Annotated in this window: 17 protein-coding genes and 1 pseudogene; 1 reads left to right on the top strand and 17 read right to left on the bottom strand. The window is 47.7% G+C overall.

Features of this window, described 5'->3' with window-relative positions:
• Positions 1-31: 31 nt before the first annotated feature.
• From NYE92_RS17010 to NYE92_RS16950, 13 genes and pseudogenes are all read right to left on the bottom strand, one after another.
• Positions 32-886, bottom strand: a complete 855-nt coding sequence (locus tag NYE92_RS17010) for an acetaldehyde dehydrogenase (acetylating) (RefSeq protein WP_259019246.1) — start codon at positions 884-886, stop codon at positions 32-34.
• A gap of 31 nt (positions 887-917) precedes the next feature.
• The gene (gene dmpG / locus NYE92_RS17005) at positions 918-1,919 is read right to left on the bottom strand and encodes a 4-hydroxy-2-oxovalerate aldolase (RefSeq protein WP_259019244.1); all 1,002 of its coding nucleotides are present in this window, start codon (positions 1,917-1,919) and stop codon (positions 918-920) included.
• A 658-nt stretch (positions 1,920-2,577) separates the two neighbouring features.
• Positions 2,578-3,049 (bottom strand): annotated as a pseudogene (locus NYE92_RS17000) (SAM-dependent DNA methyltransferase); the annotation flags it as partial.
• A 135-nt stretch (positions 3,050-3,184) separates the two neighbouring features.
• Complete coding sequence (locus NYE92_RS16995; RefSeq protein WP_259019243.1) at positions 3,185-4,132, bottom strand: DUF1281 domain-containing protein; 948 nt, start codon at positions 4,130-4,132, stop codon at positions 3,185-3,187.
• A gap of 93 nt (positions 4,133-4,225) precedes the next feature.
• Positions 4,226-5,206, bottom strand: a complete 981-nt coding sequence (locus NYE92_RS16990; protein ID WP_259019241.1) for an ArdC family protein — start codon at positions 5,204-5,206, stop codon at positions 4,226-4,228.
• Between the two features lie 73 nt (positions 5,207-5,279).
• Positions 5,280-5,891 carry a hypothetical protein gene (locus tag NYE92_RS16985; protein WP_259019240.1) on the bottom strand — a complete coding sequence of 204 codons (612 nt, stop codon included), beginning with the start codon at positions 5,889-5,891 and terminating at the stop codon, positions 5,280-5,282.
• Positions 5,892-5,963: 72 nt separating this feature from the next.
• Entirely contained in the window at positions 5,964-6,272 is a 309-nt protein-coding gene (locus tag NYE92_RS16980; protein ID WP_058706067.1) for a hypothetical protein, read from the bottom strand.
• A 110-nt stretch (positions 6,273-6,382) separates the two neighbouring features.
• On the bottom strand, positions 6,383-6,700 hold the full coding sequence (locus tag NYE92_RS16975) for a hypothetical protein (protein ID WP_259019239.1): 318 nt from the start codon (positions 6,698-6,700) through the stop codon (positions 6,383-6,385).
• 104 nt (positions 6,701-6,804) lie between these two features.
• Positions 6,805-7,155, bottom strand: coding sequence for a hypothetical protein (locus NYE92_RS16970; protein WP_259019238.1), 351 nt, complete (start codon positions 7,153-7,155; stop codon positions 6,805-6,807).
• Between the two features lie 87 nt (positions 7,156-7,242).
• Positions 7,243-7,659, bottom strand: a complete 417-nt coding sequence (locus NYE92_RS16965; protein ID WP_259019236.1) for a hypothetical protein — start codon at positions 7,657-7,659, stop codon at positions 7,243-7,245.
• Positions 7,660-8,057: 398 nt separating this feature from the next.
• Positions 8,058-9,416: a KAP family NTPase gene (locus NYE92_RS16960; RefSeq protein WP_259019235.1), complete on the bottom strand. Its 1,359-nt coding sequence runs from the start codon at positions 9,414-9,416 to the stop codon at positions 8,058-8,060.
• 260 nt (positions 9,417-9,676) lie between these two features.
• Positions 9,677-10,561: an integrase domain-containing protein gene (locus tag NYE92_RS16955; protein ID WP_259019234.1), complete on the bottom strand. Its 885-nt coding sequence runs from the start codon at positions 10,559-10,561 to the stop codon at positions 9,677-9,679.
• 994 nt (positions 10,562-11,555) lie between these two features.
• Positions 11,556-12,710, bottom strand: a complete 1,155-nt coding sequence (locus NYE92_RS16950; RefSeq protein ID WP_259019233.1) for a hypothetical protein — start codon at positions 12,708-12,710, stop codon at positions 11,556-11,558.
• Between the two features lie 241 nt (positions 12,711-12,951).
• Here NYE92_RS16950 and NYE92_RS16945 point away from each other — a divergent pair, with 241 nt between their 5' ends.
• On the top strand, positions 12,952-13,245 hold the full coding sequence (locus NYE92_RS16945; RefSeq protein WP_024472562.1) for a hypothetical protein: 294 nt from the start codon (positions 12,952-12,954) through the stop codon (positions 13,243-13,245).
• Between the two features lie 40 nt (positions 13,246-13,285).
• On the opposite strand, the gene NYE92_RS16940 is transcribed toward NYE92_RS16945, so the two are convergent.
• From NYE92_RS16940 to NYE92_RS16925, 4 genes are all read right to left on the bottom strand, one after another.
• Positions 13,286-14,812 carry a conjugal transfer protein TraG N-terminal domain-containing protein gene (locus NYE92_RS16940; protein WP_259019232.1) on the bottom strand — a complete coding sequence of 509 codons (1,527 nt, stop codon included), beginning with the start codon at positions 14,810-14,812 and terminating at the stop codon, positions 13,286-13,288.
• Between the two features lies 1 nt (position 14,813).
• A complete protein-coding gene (locus tag NYE92_RS16935; RefSeq protein ID WP_259019230.1) occupies positions 14,814-15,161 on the bottom strand; it encodes a hypothetical protein in 348 nt (115 codons plus the stop codon).
• 1 nt (position 15,162) lies between these two features.
• A complete protein-coding gene (locus NYE92_RS16930) occupies positions 15,163-16,515 on the bottom strand; it encodes an integrating conjugative element protein (protein ID WP_409035028.1) in 1,353 nt (450 codons plus the stop codon).
• 74 nt (positions 16,516-16,589) lie between these two features.
• Entirely contained in the window at positions 16,590-17,555 is a 966-nt protein-coding gene (locus tag NYE92_RS16925) for a TIGR03756 family integrating conjugative element protein (RefSeq protein ID WP_409035027.1), read from the bottom strand.
• Between the last annotated feature and the right edge of the window lie 2 nt (positions 17,556-17,557).

The raw sequence follows: 17,557 nt of genomic DNA, 5'->3' as shown, positions 1-17,557 counted from the left end.
CCCCCTCAAATTTTCCACTCTAACAGGTCAATTACATAAATTTTTTTTCAGCTATGTTGACTGCTGCGCTAGTAATAATGTCTAAATTACCAGCGTATGGCGGTAAATAGTCTCCTGCACCTGTAGCTTTAACGATAGTGACAACTTTACCATCTAATATAGTCGGCTCCATTACAAGACGATACCCAGGCATATACTCACGAACATTTTTCATTATTGATAACACGTTATACCTCAAATCGTATATATTCGGGTTCTCTAAAATTGTGTATATGGTTGTTTGCATATCAACTGGAGGATTGGCAGGATTTATATTTAATATTACCTTCACATTTTCACTTCCAGAAAAAAACTTTAATGCTTTCTCTGTTGTGCATAAATATTCGTTAATGTTAAGTCTGGTTGCGGGCCCAGCACTTTTTGCTGACACAGATGAAACAACCTCAACGTACTTAATTCTATTATTGCTAGCTTTAATTGCATGAACTATTGGTAAAGACACTTGACCACCACAAGTGATCATATTTACATTTTTGCTTCTATTTGCAGCTTCTCTGTTAATATTAGGCACACACCAAGTCCCAATTTCCGCTGGAGTTAAATTAATTAATGGTTTGCCATAAGGTTCAACTGCTTTAGCATGTTCCAAGTGAGCTTGTGCACTTGTAGCATCAAAAATTAAGTCGATATTATTAATATTTTTTATTATCGTTTCTATACCTAAACTATCATTATGTACACCCAGTTTATTTGCGAATTTAAGTCCATCAGATTCGCTATTTCTTCCTATAAAAAAACTGCATTCCAAATGTTTACTACGAATCACCTTCATTAAAAGGTCGCAACCAATGTTGCCGCTACCTAGTATAGCAACTCTGACAGGCATAATAATCTCACTTTATTTTAAATTGTATTAATTAGGATTGCTTTGCAAGTTCAGCTGCGATTTCGATAATTATATCTTCTTGTCCGGCTACAACTTTTCTGTCACCTAGAATTTTAAAAATATCATATGGCGATACTCCATACTCTTTCGAAAATTTTAAAACAGGCTTTTCGAACCCAGAGAACACCCCATATAAGCCACTAATAATGTTCACCGGTTTAATATCGGAGCGATAAGAATTAAATGTTGCCACTAATTTTTCTGATATTGATATAGTATTTAAGGCCTTATGCTCGTTCAAAAGGCCTAATTTCATCATCACAGCACATAACACTTCCAGAGCAGTATTTCCGGCACCCGCACCAATTCCTTTTATTGTTCCATCTATAATCGAAGCACCAGCATTGGCTGCAGTTATGCTATTTGCGATAGCCAAGCCGAGATTATTATGACCATGAAATCCAATTGGTATATTTATATTTTCTTTAAGCAGGGATATTCTTTCATAAACATCATTTTCAGTATAAGCACCTGCTGAATCCATTATTATTATTGCATCAGATCCATAACTCACTTGTAGTTTGGCTTGCTCTAAAAGATTTTGAGGACTAGTTAGGTGAGTCATCATTAAGACACCTTGAGCTAGTTTACCACTATTTTTGACTAACTCGATATAACGTGAGGTTGTATTTGCTTCTGTACAATGGCAAGCAATGCGCAGAATATCTACGCCTTGGTCGATTGCCATTCTTAGATCGTCAAGCTTTGCAAATCCTGGGATAGCATGAGCCCCCAAACGCGTATTTTTTAACATTTCTCTAGCAGTGCTAAGCATATCTTCATCACTGTGAGATGCTAAACCTAGTTGGAGTGAGGATGCGCCTAAACCATTTCCATGTCCAACTTCAACACAGTAAAGTTCACAATTATCAATGATTTTGCAGTAATTTTTTATGTCATTGAGGCTTATACTATGGGAGAGCGCGTGATTGCCATCCCTTAAAGTTGGATCGTAGAGTTGAATATTTTTCATAGCATTTTTCCGATATAGCTCAACAGTATTTAATTAAATTTCTTTCTATCGAATTTATTAATATTCAATAGCCAAAACTCCAACTAACTTATCTTCCTGAATCTGCTGCTAAAGAATTGCTACTCTCAAAGTTTAATGTAAAACGCGGATGTTAATGCTTTGTAGTAAATTTAACTCACCAATAAAATTTCAGTCTTACTGAATTATTTTATTGCAGAAATTATTAAATAAAACTTACCACTCCGCTATAGTTTTGTTGAGTGATAGTTATACTTTGCGAAAATGCAGAGTTTCAATTGATTTAGTGTTTCTGAATGTTTCTATTTTTTGCTTCCGTGTGTGTGCTGTTTAATTTCAGTTATTAATCAATGTTTTAATTAAATTCACACTCTATTGGCTTAGTCATTTCGCCTCAAAAGCCCTACAAATCGTGTATTTTTTTTAATGAAATTTTTAAATTATTTTTTTTCGTACTGTCTTTTTTTTGATGAATAAAAATTATTATCACAGTGTAATTATAAGCTCCCTAGTGGATTAAACTGTCATAAAGCTTGACTGCTGGCTAACAATTGGCTTTATTTACTATTTATATTTGTGTTTAGGTTTAACAAAATTACTTTATGTCGGATGGACATGAATCACTGGCGGCATTCTAGCTGCTTTGACCTGCCTGCCGGAGCATGCTGGCAAATGCCTGCGCCGCAGGCCGGTTCAGCGAAAGTGATAAACGACTTGTCTCTGAACACCGCTTCAGACTTGCTGATTTGCGCGCCGAACTGCAGCTGCGCCATCATTAGCGCCACGCTCCATGGAGTAAAATACTGCTCTTTGTCTTTGTCACCGAGCTCCAGCAGCATGTAAATGCGCCCGAGAAAGTCACAAATCTTTTCTTCCAGGCCGTTCACTACACAGGCCAGCAGTCTGGCCATCGATTAAACGTCCTCTTTTTTGTATCTGGCGACGATGGCCATGTATTTCTTTTCACGTTTATCACAGAACTGCACACCATTCTGAATCGCAATGACGCTGCAGCTGATGAAGTCGGTAAACACCTGAAGACGCCGGGTGCCCCGAGCAATGGAGTTGAACAGGGAGATAAATTCTTTCTCATGGTCGGTACGGATGCTCATGCGTGTTTCCTCAGAAAAAGGGGAACACGCCCCGTAAGGGAAACGATGTTCCCCCTTCGGGTGAAAAAGCGGCCACAGCAGATGCTGTGGCCATTGTCTGACAGACCTGAGATGCCGGTCTGTCGGTTGGTAACGTCATGCGCGAACGCCGGCGTAGTGTGCAACGGCCGGAGTGGCAGGTGCGCCTGCTTCAGCACTGAACTGATACAGACGGGCACCTTCACTTACCGGATACTGCACGTCCTCCTCCGGGTAAGGACCGCTGTCGACGTGGTCACCGCGGTCAAAACAGTTGTAACCCGACGTGCCGGCATCCGGAGACAGCCAGTAGTGACGGATTTCACAGTCAAACTTCTCCGACATGTGCCCCATGACTTCCGCCGACGGCGGAAACCAGGGCGAAGAGAACGTCAGCTTCAGTGAACCGATATCGTCACGACTCCACTCCATCCGGTGCCCCGCCGGAAACTCCGTCCCGTAAAGCTGGGTATAGAGTTCTGACGTGGTGCTGAGGCCACAGAAGAGACCACTTTCCCCGTTGAGCTCGGTGGCCAGACATGACGGCATCACCATCAGCATGTCGCACGCACAGGTCGTGTCCGGCATTATACTGAGCCATTCCCAGCGCTCCTGCGGGTCAAACTGACCGCCCTCAGAGGCGACGCCAAACCAGTCGGCGTAGTGAACAGACATAAGCCGGGTGATGGTCTGGCGGGCTGCATGAGGGATACTCTCCCATTTCACGTCACCGATGCCGGACTGGAGCCAGATTTTGTCCATTTTCGAGAGCGTTGCATCGTCAAGCAAGGCATCCCTGTCAAGCAGCTCCAGGAAATGCTGAAACGCCAGGTTCGGTGATGTGCTGCCTCCGGTTCCTGATGAAACCAGCTCCGGATAAGCACGGTATTTCGTTGCTTTAACGGGTTTGAGCATACCTGCACAGCCGGCGAGAAACAGCTTTATGGCCTGCCGTATGGCGTGGCGGTAAAGCGGCACTTCGGTTCCGGCAATCCACGACTGCATGACATTGATGCAGTCAGACTTACCGGTGATTTCCAAACGGTTTTTGCACCATGAAAACATAGTTGTACTCCTCTTTTACGTTTAAAAAAGAGGGCATCTCCCTGAGGAGAGTGCCCTCAGGGGGATGATGGCGACTGACGTCGCCGGGGTTAACTACGCTGCTTCGCTCCGGGTTTCACCCAGCGGCTTAAGCAGATATTCCGATGCTTCCCGGGCAAACCGGCAGGCACGGAAAAACGCCTTTTTGTCATTACGTAAAACGCTGAGCCAGCCGTTCAGGTAGCTCTCGTGCTGTACCTCACCAAAAATGCCGAGATGTGCACAGAGAAACGCACTGCCGGTTTCCGCTATCAGCTCCTCAAAAGCGTAAACGGGATCGCCAAACTCTCTTGATGAGGAGGTTATCCCCTCACGATCGAGGCGGCTGCGGTGGCCGGTCGCGTGCACCAGTTCGTGCAGCAGCGTGGACCAGTAGTCTTCAGGTGAACGAAACTGTGAAGTTGTAGGCAACACAATCCGATCTGCCCCCGGGCTGTAATACGCCCGGTTCTGCCGGTGAGAAGAGCACTTCACGCCGGTTGCGTTGAGTATCTCCAGAACCTGTTGCTGCTGTCCGGTTGAGAACCCCTCAGGGGGAGTATCCGGTTGCATCATCGTGGGGGCATACACCTTATCGGGTAGCCCTTCACACTGCGCAACGTTGAACAGCTGCAGGGGTTTCATCATGGCCAGCTTTTCCATCACCGGCACGCCGTCCCTGAACACCGGACTGTCATTGCCGTCGCGGAGCTGCTTTTCAAACGGTTTGAAGATGATGGCCATTGAGCTGCGCTCGCCTTTTCTGACCTGTCCGCCGGCAGCCTTTGCCTGCTGATACGTGAGCCAGCGATCGGCGCCGTAACCCGCTTCCTCTGCAGCCATCCACAGCAGCGGCACGTTGACGCCGCTGTAGTGTCTGCCCGTGACGGCGTTGACCGGCAGCCCACTGCCGTAGACCTTCTGCGCAGAACGCCATGGCCGACGCCAGGGCGGCACGCCGTTTTCCAGCGCGATGATGATTTTGTCGGTGACCTGCTGATAAAGGTCAGTCTGTTGTTCCGTTGTGGCCTTACGGCCGGCAGTTTTTTTCTTCATGGGATGCGCCTCTAAAAAAACGGCGCATCTGTCCCGGTGGCGGACAGTGCGCCACCGGTGAGTGGGAAAAACGCTATGAGTAAAAACGTATTGAGCCGTCTGGTGCGATCTGGCTGATACGCTTACGAAGCTCCTGCACAGCGCTGTTGAGCATTTCACGATCAGAGGGTTTAGCCCGCCTTGAATCGAGCCGGATAACCCTGTCGAGCACGCTCAGGGCCTGCGAACGCCAGTTGAGATGTTCAGCCCTACTGCCGCAAGACCGGAAGTGATGTAATGCATGGTCATAAAGCCATGAGATCCTGCTACGGTAAATGCCGACAGGCAGATAAACCTTCTCAGGCTCACCTGTTTCGGCAAAAACCCTGACGGCACCCGGAGTCTGGCAAATGAAAGATACAAGCAGATCCTGGTGATCATTAAGGACTGCGTCACAGGCTTCCTGGCTCAGATCAAACTGATGAAAGAAGTATTTCTCGGTTATCAGGCAGTCTGACAACTTACGCCATCCGTCATCTGACAACGGATTGCATCCTTCTGCCCAGGCCAGCGGCTCCTTTACCTGCGGTCTGAGATCACTGCGGCGGAGAAAGATACCGTTGTTTTTTTCGAGTATGACGGGACCTTTCATGCCACGCCTGAGGGACAGAACCGGACGTAGCTGAGTGGAAGTGAAACGTACCATAGTGGCTCCTTAAAAAAGGAGGTGACCTCCCCGGGAGGGAAGGTCCCTCCGGGAAGTGTCATTCAGTTAACATCAGTCAAAGCGGTAGCGAAGTTCCGCCATCTGCTGCGCCATCAGCCGACCGGCCCTGAGGGCCTTACGGGCTGTTGCGTACGTACCGGTTCCAGGCAACTGGTCTATATGCCAGTCACGCTGAGTGAAGCCGGTGCGACGGGAGATGACGGGCGTAAACCCGTTCTCTGTCGGCACGACGTCTGCCTTAAAGCTGCAGCGGCCGCTGCGGTTGGTAAACCACTCTGCCTGTTGTTGCTGCAGGTTGCCGGCAAGCCGGTTGAGTGCGCCTGAAAGGCGGGTGATAAGTGAAAGCATTATACTGCTCATGGTTTTCTCCTGATTAAGCGCGGAGAAAACCACCGCCGCTGTTGCGGGGAGGTTGTCCCCGCGCGGGTTAAAGTCTTTGTCAGAAACTGACGCAGACCGGTGGTTAACAGTTAACCCAAATGACGGTAACCGACGTTATCTGCATCGTCCGGATTAAAACCCCAGCTCGCAGGAACGGTTATATATGTGCGCCCGCAACGCGGGTGCGCACGATGTCTGAAATGGTGCTCAAAGCGTTTACCGGGCAACAGGCCTGACGTGGTTTCCCAGGTCGACATGTACTGCCAGATTTCGCCGTCATAATCAGCGACGGTAGGCTCCGAAAGTGAGCGGTTGAGCTTATGGCGCGCCAGTTTTTTCCTCATGCGGTGCCATTCACTGCTGTCACGTTTAACGTATAAACAGTATTCAGATTCCAGTGTGTTCATCGACAAATCCTCTTTAATTAAAGGAGGATTTGTCTCCGCAGGGAGTTAAATCCCGCAAGGGTAAATAGACAGCAGTCCGTTCAGCATTCGCTTTAACGCTGCCATTAGCGTTCGTCATACATCCGGCCGTGTTCGTATTTTACGGCAATGCCGAAAAAAAACGTCCAGGCTGCTTCATCAATGTCTCTGGCCATGAGGCAGAGGCTTTCAAAGAAAGACTGCCAGGATGCAGGCACGAGTTCGCGTACAGACAGCTCGGCAAGGTCTTGTGCGACATGAGCCATTTCACAAACGTAGTATGGAGAACCATCTTCATCGGTACTGGTGTGAAGACCAAGGCGACGATGCGCTGCAATAATCAGCAGGTCACCTTCTGCTTTGGCCAGTGCAACTTTGTAAGCGTCACGTTCGCTGGCACTGATTTGAAAATCTTCGGTAAGAGTTAATGCGTTCATAAAGAATTCCTTAAAAATTGAGGAACCCTGCCCCTGACGGGGACAGAAGTCCCGACAGGGTGAGAAGCTATTAGGTGAATAAAGCGGTCAGACGATGTCAGAAGCATTAGCGCTCTGATAAAACATTGCGCGCAATTGCTCTGTAGCGTTGTCCAGCTCTTTATCCTCGCGAGACCGGATAGCGCCCTCATGAAAAGCCGCATTCCAGTGAAGGCGGTGAACACTTGTCCCAAGGAGAGTAAGCTCGTTCACTGCCTCTTCGGTAAAGGCATGTCTGATGTAGCCATGCTCTGTTGCAAAACCAACTGTGAGCGCGACATGTCTCAGAAAAGTCAGGTAGTCCGGAAGGCCGTCAGCAGGAACCTGTGGATCTGCATCGACCATGAGTCTGTAATCCAGACGAACGTTAAGCTGAGTTTTGACGTAATCCACCATGATTTTTGCAGAAGCCGGCGAATCACAGTTCAGTAACGTGAGAGGGTTGATCATTCTGGTGTAATGCATGGGTACGATTCCTTAATAAAAAGGGAACCGTCCCGGAGGGAAAGTATCCCTCAGGAGTGAGAATCAGGCACAAAATGCCAGATGAGTAAAACAGGTGTATGGGAGTGTGGTGCGAAGTAGAAAAGGACCTTAACCGTAGGGGTCTCTGTTTTCAAAGGTTAAACAGATTTGTTACCGCCCGAAAGCGTCATCTCTCAGGTAATGATGACATTGGCATGTGATTACCCGAAGGCGTTCCTCTCAAATCACCGGAACATTAGCAGTTGTCATAGAGACAACAGTAAGCAGAAATATCGTACTGCAAGCTAAACACTCGGACAAGTACATAACCAAATTATTTTTGAAATGAGTTCAAACCCCGGATTGACGGGGTTTATTTTTAAGATAAAAAAATTAAATTATTCTAAAGTGAAGTTCTTTAGATTTGAATCAAAGTATACAAACGGGCTAAGATCAGGACCACCTAATGTTAAATTGGGATACACACCCGCGTACTCAGGTTTCTTTAATTCTTCTTCAGTTAGATAATGGTAATTAATTGTTTTAAGCAGGATATCCACTTCTGGCAAATGCACCGTCGAGTTATTAAATATATTTATCTTGCTTGTAACTGTTTTGAAGTCTGTAGTTTTTTCTATAAAAGAATCTAGTAGCTTTGGATTGTAAACCTTTAAGAAGATCACAAATGCAAGTGAGGATGAATACTCATTGTAATAATTAATAAAGCCTGTAGAGGGTTTGAAAATGCTTAATAAAGATAAACATCTTTCACATTCTCTTAGAGAGCATCCATTTACATCCAAAAGATAGCAAAGGGTTTTATGAATAACACCGCCCACCTCTATAACATTATTCGAAGATAACAATCTGCTCATGTAACTATATATTGTTGTCTTTGTATAATAATTTACTCGGGTTATATCATGCTGTTTTATTTTTGGCAGTGTAAAGAAAAAATTTATAAACTTATTGAGATACATTCTTGAGTCTATGTTGCCGTACCGCTTTTCAATGCATTTTTCAAACTGAGTTCGATTCATCACCAATATAAATATGACACCTTTTACAGAGAAGAGGTGCTTTATTTTTTCAAGAAGATCAAGGGAGTAATCCGGCCTGGCCCTATCAAGCTCATCGATGATGAATATCGTTTTTTTATTTGATTCTTCATGCATTTTTGAAAGGATTTCTCTAAATTTAGAAATATCCTCTTTTTCCTCACTAGCCGTCGTTATTTTCTTTTTAATATACTCTTCTAAACTACCAGTTAAATTATCAGAAATATCCTTACCAGCATTAACAGTAGCATCAACCAACTTGTCGCCACTTATTAATCCAGCAGATGTTGTATTAATAACGGCCTTTAACCCCCCAATTAATGCGGCGGCACCAACTCTCTTGGTGATATTTATAAAAGTATCTTTAAAGCCATCTAACTTACTTTCTGGCTTGTTGATAAGCGAATAAAATTCTGCACTAATTGAAATGAATGGGTCGGAGTGATAATCGCACTCAAAAGCGTCAAAATATATCGCGTTAAATTTATCTGAATAATCTTTTTCAATTTGACCTTTCATCATTTTAACAAAACTTGTTTTCCCTTCTCCCCATTGATCATCCAAAGCAATTACTAAATTTTCCTCCGGGGAATTGTCGCACAAATTTATAAGATTACGGAATAGGTTTATTCTTGTGAAGATATCAGTATTTGTATTGAAACCTTGTGAGAAATCAGTGGGTGATTGGATGAAGCTCATTATAATATCCTTTTAATTTTTACAGCATGGTGGCTATACAACTTCAAAGAACAATTGTAATCCATAAGGATCGTTAAAGAAATATTGTGAAGATGCTTTATATTTTCAAATCACTCTTACTTGGTTGCAAATGCATGGTGTCCAAAATTTAAGCTACTAACACGTATCGGATGTTTCGATGAGCATTTTTTAACCAGCTCTCTATAGGTAAGATTTTATACCTTAATTAAGTGAATGATAAATATGGTTTTTTTAAGCCACTACATTCTTACTTTATTATAAACACGAGATATATAGTGCCCGCGTCCATCCCCATGACCTAGATCCATAGAAGTAAGTGCCTCAGCCTCCTTCTGGCTAAAACCTCTATACCTATGCAACTTAAGAACGTCCTGAGTGTAAGCGTATCTGAGACTATGAGGGGCAAACTCTCCAACAAGCCCTGCCTCACGGACGATATTCCTGTATCGTTCAATTGCCAGATGAATAGATGGCTTATCGATAAGCTTTCCGTTATTCTCAGCAGAATAATTTATTGCTCTGTTAATGGCGTCAATAGTTTCAGCCCGGTTTATGATTGTGGTATCTCTCGGTCGCCCTCCTTTCGTGCCAAATACAACGCGAACTTTTTCATCACCATTCTGCAGTGCTTTTTTCCATGTCTGAAGCGATTTTACAGACTGTACAGTTTCTTCTGTTCGTAAACCTAAAAGCCGTGAAAGTTTCATTGCACAGGCGACGCCCTCATCCTTTTCACTAACAGATGCAAAAACCTGCTGGAAATAGTCATCAGTTATTGCAACCTTAGTTCCGTCGCGGCTTGTACCAGAGATATTCAAAGCATCATTGTTCAACTTCGGATGAGCTGGATCAGCCATAAAGGTTTTACCCGATACACGCAGTATAGCGCGTATCGCCGCCATCTCATTTTGAAGCGTACGTTTTGATATATTTTCCGCCAAACGACTACGAATATATGTTTCTATATGATTTGTCTTTATGTTTTTAATATCCCGAATTTGAATGTTAAGACTGATCATTCTGTCAGCAAACCGGTCAGCAATTTTTGTACGGTCAGATACAGTTTTAAAACTTCCGCCCGCCTGGCGGGCAAGGGTCTTTAAATTTTTATTCAGCTTTGCCACAGACCACGCTCCATTCAATGAGGTGACAGAGCTTTTCCGTCCGTGTGAACGGAAAAGTTCTGTCACCGGCTGCACAGTGATTACAGACGATGGAATTTCACCCCGACGGCACGGTTCATTTTGCGCTTCCTGCGTCTCGGCAGACATCTGTGCATCGGGGCGGCGAAATGTTGAGTTATTGCAAGGCTCCCCAGGTCTCTGACCTGTTCGCGGCTTTCGCCGGGCTGAAATGAATCAGTCTGCCTCCACACACCAGCTGTCTGGTGTCGCCATCGATGTCGTGCCGATTTCTCCTTATTTAAATGACGTTCAATGCTTCAAAAAGTGAATGAACGATAGGTTGAAAGTAAATCAGTGATGAGAGGAAAAACGTCTTTAGGACGTCAGAAGTCCTTCAATACGTGTTGGTCAGTTGGTAATCATGACGTTGAAGGTACAGTGCGTAAGCGCTGATCGTTATGCGCTGCGCGCGTCACTTGGTACTCGTTTCACTCGTACACAAGTGACGCCGCGCTCCTCTGCTTTAAATGCAAACGTGGAAGATGCCCAAATGTTCCAAATGGTCATACCCGCGTTGCAAAGTTCGCAGCAGCTCTTCAGCGTCAATGCGTAAAGAAAAGTGGAAGAGAGACGGCCGAAACCGTTATCAGAAAATGCCAGAAATGGCTTTGTAAAAAGAAAGGACCTTTATCGCAACGCGATCTTCGTTCTCAAAGGTTAAACGAAGTTACCGCCCGAAGGCTCCGTCTCTCAGGTCATGACGGTTTTGGCAGTGCAATCACCCGAAGGCGTCCCTCTCAGATTACCGGGACATTGGCGTGTTGCGAAAGCAACGGTACAACACGGAGATGTTAGATCGAGATAGCTATAAATTTCAAGAAAGTTTTACGTGGAGATATGTTTAACTCTTAGTCCAAATACAAGCCTTTTAAGGACCAGAAGGCTTGTAATTTGACTTTTGAGGTGCTTTCAAATTCCTCAGGTTTTTGCTACTTTACTTCTTAATTTTATACATTAAAGCTGCAACTTTCCCTCCAAGGAAAATTGAGAGAAGAATAAACCATAACCAGCGAAAGTTGTTACTATGAGATGACTCATTAAGTTCTGAATTCTGTTTAGTTAAAATTTTCTTGTTTCTGAGCATTGATGAGAAAATGCACTCACTTGCAACCGCAACCTCTCCTGAAGCAACTTCCATGAATCTATTTTCAATAATTGCATTGCAGAATTGCTGAGGAGTTTCCTGACATAATCTCGATGATGAAGCCATTTTTGAAACTCCTTGCCCCAATTGTATTTCAGGACAAGTAATTTCGTTGAATTTGGAGATCTCATTTCGGATTTCATCAACCTCACTTTCTGGCATGTCGTAGGGTTTATAAAAATCTATAATGCTACTTGGGGTGAATCGAATGAGATACTCAGGAGAAGCATAAGCATAATCTTTCAGATGTGACTGAATTTCTGATGCCCAATGGCAAGAGCTTTTACTTTTAACTAAGCCACTACTGCATTGCTCATCGTAATACTCAACTTGTTTCAAAAGATATGAGCTTGCTTTGTTCATGTCTGCACTGGTTTCTTGATATAAGGAATTGATACCACCAACTTCTTTATCATGCACCCAAAATATTCCATTGGCAGAGGCAGTTAGTATAAGCATTATATCGAGTATAGTTCTGAACTTTTCTCCTGCATTAATTGCATACTGTACCAAGATGAAAATAGCCCATCCTAAAATCATTCCAGAAATAATGAGGCAACTAATTCCTGTAGGGCTGCCGACCTCATCGCCGCCACCAAGACTGTAATAAAATGGAAGCCACCTTATGTCTGGAAAGTGCCCGGAAATTGATAGTATGCCGGGTAACAATAGAAGGAAAATACATAAAGCCATTCCTTTGAAATGACCATAAACAAATGCAGCCAGTATAAATATACAAACAATAATTATCATGCTGATAATTATCAAAGGCAAAAGACTACGGGCCTGCACATCCGCTGAAAATATTAGAGTAGCAAAGGGGCTTTGGAGGCTTGTACCGTAACTAATAGTTGATATTAAACCTGTACCATCTAATATCTGAAGAATGCTATAAGTGGCGCTATAACAAAAAAGCACGTAAGGTTTTATAAAACTGCTGAACATAGTTACCTCGTTAAGAAGGATTCAGGGGGTTAATTTATTCTGAAACGCCAAGGTGCTCAAGATGAATCTAACCATTTGATTAATATATAAATTTATGCGTATATAACTTATGGCGCGGTTAGTCCGCTTGGTTGTTTAAAAATTTGCCAATGAGGGCAATTTAAAGTAACCTGGGTACTGAAGGTTATGGGTAGCTATGTTCAACTTTTTGGTGCTTATATAGCATTATAAAGGTGTTGTTATGAGTAAAGATGGCTTCGATCCAAAAGATCTTGAGGAAATTTGTTCCCGTAAGAGGAGTAAATTCCACATGAGCAAGAAAGATTATAAAGAGTTAGGTAAAAACGCAGTTTTAGGAACGCTCGATGTGGCTTTAGGTTGTTTGGGGGCAACAGCGATTATTGCCTCCAAGATACCTACAAAAACCCAGTCTGTGAGTATTGAAGATGCACATGAGCCTCTTTCAGGTGCTTCTGACGGATGGAGGAATGGCCCTCAGGGCTATGGTTACTATCGTAGTGGTATCAAAGATTAAATCAGCATCGTTTAAAGATGCTGATTTAACCTGTTTTTAGTCAAGCCTTGCCCTTTGTCCCAATTGTTTTAACTGTGTCCACTGCAGCTTTACCCCCATCGCTTCCGGCTTGCTGTGGCATTTTAGATGCAGCACTCATCGCTGAATCGATGATCCCCCCAATTCGAACTCCTGCCCAACTTAGCATACCTAACCAAAATGCTGGAAAAACCAAGTACATCATTCCCAGCACCAGGTTCATAATCCAGCCGTCATTAGTTGAGCTCATGAAATTGGCAAAAGGAACCGAGCTCGTGAGTCCCTGGTCAGCCATGTTGTTGTAGAGAATGGTGATAAGTCGGTCATCCAGCCAGCCTGCCAGTGCCCACCAGAACGTGATGAACTGCAGCGCAAACAGCGCAAACGAAATTGTCACAACTGTTTTGGGTTCATAGGCACTGAACATCATCAGCACGGGGATGACGATAATGATCATCATCTGCAGCAGCGCCTGTATCATCGGCAGCGCCTGCTTGAGAGCATCAAAGCCCGGCAGAGCTTCAGCTTGTTTAAGACCCAGTCCAATTGTTGACGTCAGCCGGGTAAGGTTACCGACCACGCCGCTGGTATTATCTGCGCTGCCAATTGCATAAGTTGTGCCATCACCGGACAGCCCGGCATTGCGGGGACTAACCAGCCAACGCAGCGCTGGTTCTTCCCACTGACTGCCCGGGAACTGGCGCTGAAGCTCTATGCGCGTGCCGTCACTGATGCTGGCCAGAACACGCTTACGCAGCCCGTTGCTGCCGTCAGACCACCAGGTTTTGCACGTCGGATACCCACCCTGGCCCGTATCCGGATAGCCGCTGTCACGACTGCTGCTGTATGGCCACTGGCTGCGGGGGGTCATGGCCGTATAATAGTCGTAATAACCCGAGGTGTTGAGAAAATAGTCGCTGCCAATCCAGCCGACCGAGTTAATGGTGGCGTCGCTCAGCTGGCTGTTGCTGTTCTTCAGCCTGAAGTAGGCCCGGGAGTAGCACTGGTTTGCAAAGTCCTGGACCTCCTGCAGCACCACCGGGTCGCGCAGTTTGGTGTTCTGCACGTCAAAGCGCAGCTGCCGCAGCTGTGTGCCGCAGGGAATGGAGGCAATCATTGCCTGCGTGGTGCCTTTCGACATCATATGCAGCAGATACCACCACACCGGCACCTCGGCCGTGCGGCCGTCGAAGTCGTTGACGAGCCCTTTATAGCCGGAGTTCTGCGGCGTGGGCACGATGAAGCCACACTGTTTCGCCCGCGAATCATCAAACTTGATCGTGCTGATATCAACCGGCACCAGCGGAACGCAGCAGAGCAGCATGACCAGAAATGAGACATAGATGGCGTGCTCGATACGCGGCAGCGCCAGAACGCCTTTGTTTCCCTCATCGGCCCCTTCCTCCCGCACCTTCAGCCACACGCCGAGCACCTTGAAAACCAGCGGCAGCGCGAACAGGCCGGTGCTGCTGAGGATGCCCCACATCGAGTTATTGAGCACCCAGCCAAACAGGATGAGGAAGTATTCCAGGTAACTGTTCGCCGTCATGTCAGCCTCCCTGAACCGCGTTTGACCAGGCCACGTACTCCGTGACCAGAACGAAAAGCACGGCATAGATTTCTGTACTTTTTACTGTTGCTGCGTCTTCCGGCCAGCGCTTCAGTAGGCGCGGTCGCACCTTCATAATCCAGACACAGCCGATGAAACCATACATGCACAGTCGCCAGGCAAACATGGCCCAGCGGCTGTCGTAAAGCCACTTCTGAATAAGGTGCCCGTCGGGGTCGTACGCCATGAACACCGACGCCAGGCCAAAAAGCGCGGCCATGGCCACAACGGTACTGAGGAATATCAGAAAAATGCGGCCGGTGAGGCCGCTCATGAATCTGCGCTTCATGTCAGTTGCCTCCTGGCTGGGGCTGGCCCATCTGGCTGAAGCCCTGGTCCTGATTGCCGGCTTTCTGCTGCAGCTGGTTGTCCTGATTGCGTTCGCCCTGACGCTCAAGCGTGGTCAGCAGGCTGTTGCTACTGATGGATTTGCGCAGCTCCATTTCGTTGCGCAGCGCGTTCAGCTCGCGGTCGAGCGCATCCACGCGACGGTCACCCTCGGCGATGGCCTCAGGCTGTTCGGCCGCGTTCGGTTCAGACTCACCGGTCGTCAGCATGCGGCGCATGGTGAGTGCCGCCTCAACCGTGTCAGCCATGGCCAGCTCACCCGCCAGTCGCTGCACCAGTGCGGCCCTGTCCGAGTCATCGCGCAGCGCCTGAATCACGCCGCGCGTGACGACAAGGCTGCCGGTTTTGAGCGCGGCCAGATTATCGGCCGTGGGCTGAAGCTGACCGTTAACCATTTTGCTGAGCTGCTCCAGGTTGGTTTTGGTGGCGTCTTCCAGTACCGGCGAGAAGCCGGTGCCAGCAACGGTGCTGCCCGGCTGGTTATCCGCGCCGCCGCTGGTGCATTCGCTGGTTTCGCGGCAGGTTCGGATTGAGCGGTCGCCGAGGACTTTCACCACGGCCGCAGCGGCTTCATCGGAGGATTTGTAGCGCTGGCAGACCGTACCGTTGCAACTGGATGAGCCTACGCTGCTGTTGCTGGTAACCGGCAGGCTGTTCATCATGTTGTAGCCGGCTTTTGCCAGGTCGCGCGTGGGCTGAATCGCCGGCTGTCCCTTGCCGCCGCGTTTCTGGCCACCGACCCAGGTCACACCCTCTTCGCCCGTGGCCTTCTGCAGTTTCTGGTCGCTCGATACCGCATCACCGCCGCTCGATGCCACGATATCTTTATACTCTTCAGACACCGCCGCCTGCTGCCACTTGCTGCCCAGGGTGTAGTCGGCCAGCTTTTTCGACATGTTCTGACAGTTCATCTGGGCCTTGTCGAAGTTCAGGCCCGCCTGCAGCACGCCGTTGGTAAGCATTTCATACAGACCCGGATTGGCACGCTGAATGGCCATCGCCGGCATGCTCATCACCGCGCCGGTCGCACCCTGAATGACGTTGCCCATGAGGTCCTTAAATCCGCTGGTGATGCCGTTCAGCTGGTTACCGACCGTGGTTTTCAGGTCAAAGTTGCCGCACATCAAATCGCTGCTCCAGCCTCCGTCCAGGCCGAGCCTTGACATGTTACTGCGCGTTGAGGGCGGCGAAATGACCGAGCCGCCGCCGATGGAGTAGAACAGCCCGTCGTTAATGGCGCCGCTGACGCCGGCACCCTGTGAGGAAAGCGTGGTATCGATGGCCAGTGCCGGCATCGCCAGGGAAAGGAATAACGTGCCCGTGGCCACGCGCAGTTTTTTAACGCTGAAATTCATCATGCTGTGTGTCCTTATGAAAAATCGGTGCTGTAAAGGAAGGTCTGGCCACGTCGCTTACAGCAGCTGTAGGGCTGCCAGAGCGCCCAGGCGTAGTCGCCGCTTTCCGCCGTCTGGCCACCCGTATCAGGAAAGACCGCGCAGCTCTGCGACAGCTGCGGCGAAAGCCGCTGCCACTTGTGGTTGTTTGTGCCGGTGTTTTCGGTAACGGGGTCAGGTGGCCAGTAGCCCGGCGACCACTGGCCAACCAGTGGGTTGTAGACGTGCAGCTGTCCCTCGCGGGTGATGATATCGGCCACGCGCTGGACCACGACGGCCGCTGACTTGTAGCTGTTGGTCTGCGTCACGAAGCCGCTGCGGGGATAAATGTTGCCCCACATCTCGCCGGCAAACGTATTCCCGATTTCACGCTTTCCGGGAATCAGCGCTTCCGGATAGAACGATTCAGGAATGCCCGTTCGCCAGGCCAGTGCGTCCATGGCGCTCACAAAATAAGGCACGAACGGCGTGGCGGCTGAGCGGCAGGAGTAGCCCGGCACCATGCCGCCGATGAGCGACGTCGCCGGGTGACCATACGCATCTCCGTAGTAGAAATGCAGGTTCTGTTTGCGCATGCCCGGAGCCTTCATCTCCTGACGACCACCGCCAGCTGGCACGCCGGCGAGACCCCCGGATACCAGGCTTTCAGCGCCGCCTGCCGTGGCACTCACGGCTGACATTTCGGTCCAGGGATTGTCACCCGGACTAAGGTAGGCAGACACCACCGCTTCCGGAATGTAGTGGGTGACTTTGACCGAGGCTTTCACCGTGCAGCCAAAGGGGGTGCAGAGCAGCCAGTAGCAGATACCGCTGATGCGCCAGCTTATACAGTCCGGGCTCATGGCGCTGGAGACCAGGCTCGCGGTGTTCACACTGGCAAGCGTGCCGGTACAGGTAAACAGCGTGGCCAGCATCAGCCGGCGCGGACGGGACAGGCGCATGT

This window comes from Pantoea sp. B566 (genome assembly GCF_024793925.1).
GTDB lineage: Bacteria > Pseudomonadota > Gammaproteobacteria > Enterobacterales > Enterobacteriaceae > Pantoea > Pantoea ananatis.
The sequence above is the reverse complement of the archived record's forward strand: the minus strand, read 5'-3'. Positions and strand labels throughout refer to the sequence as shown.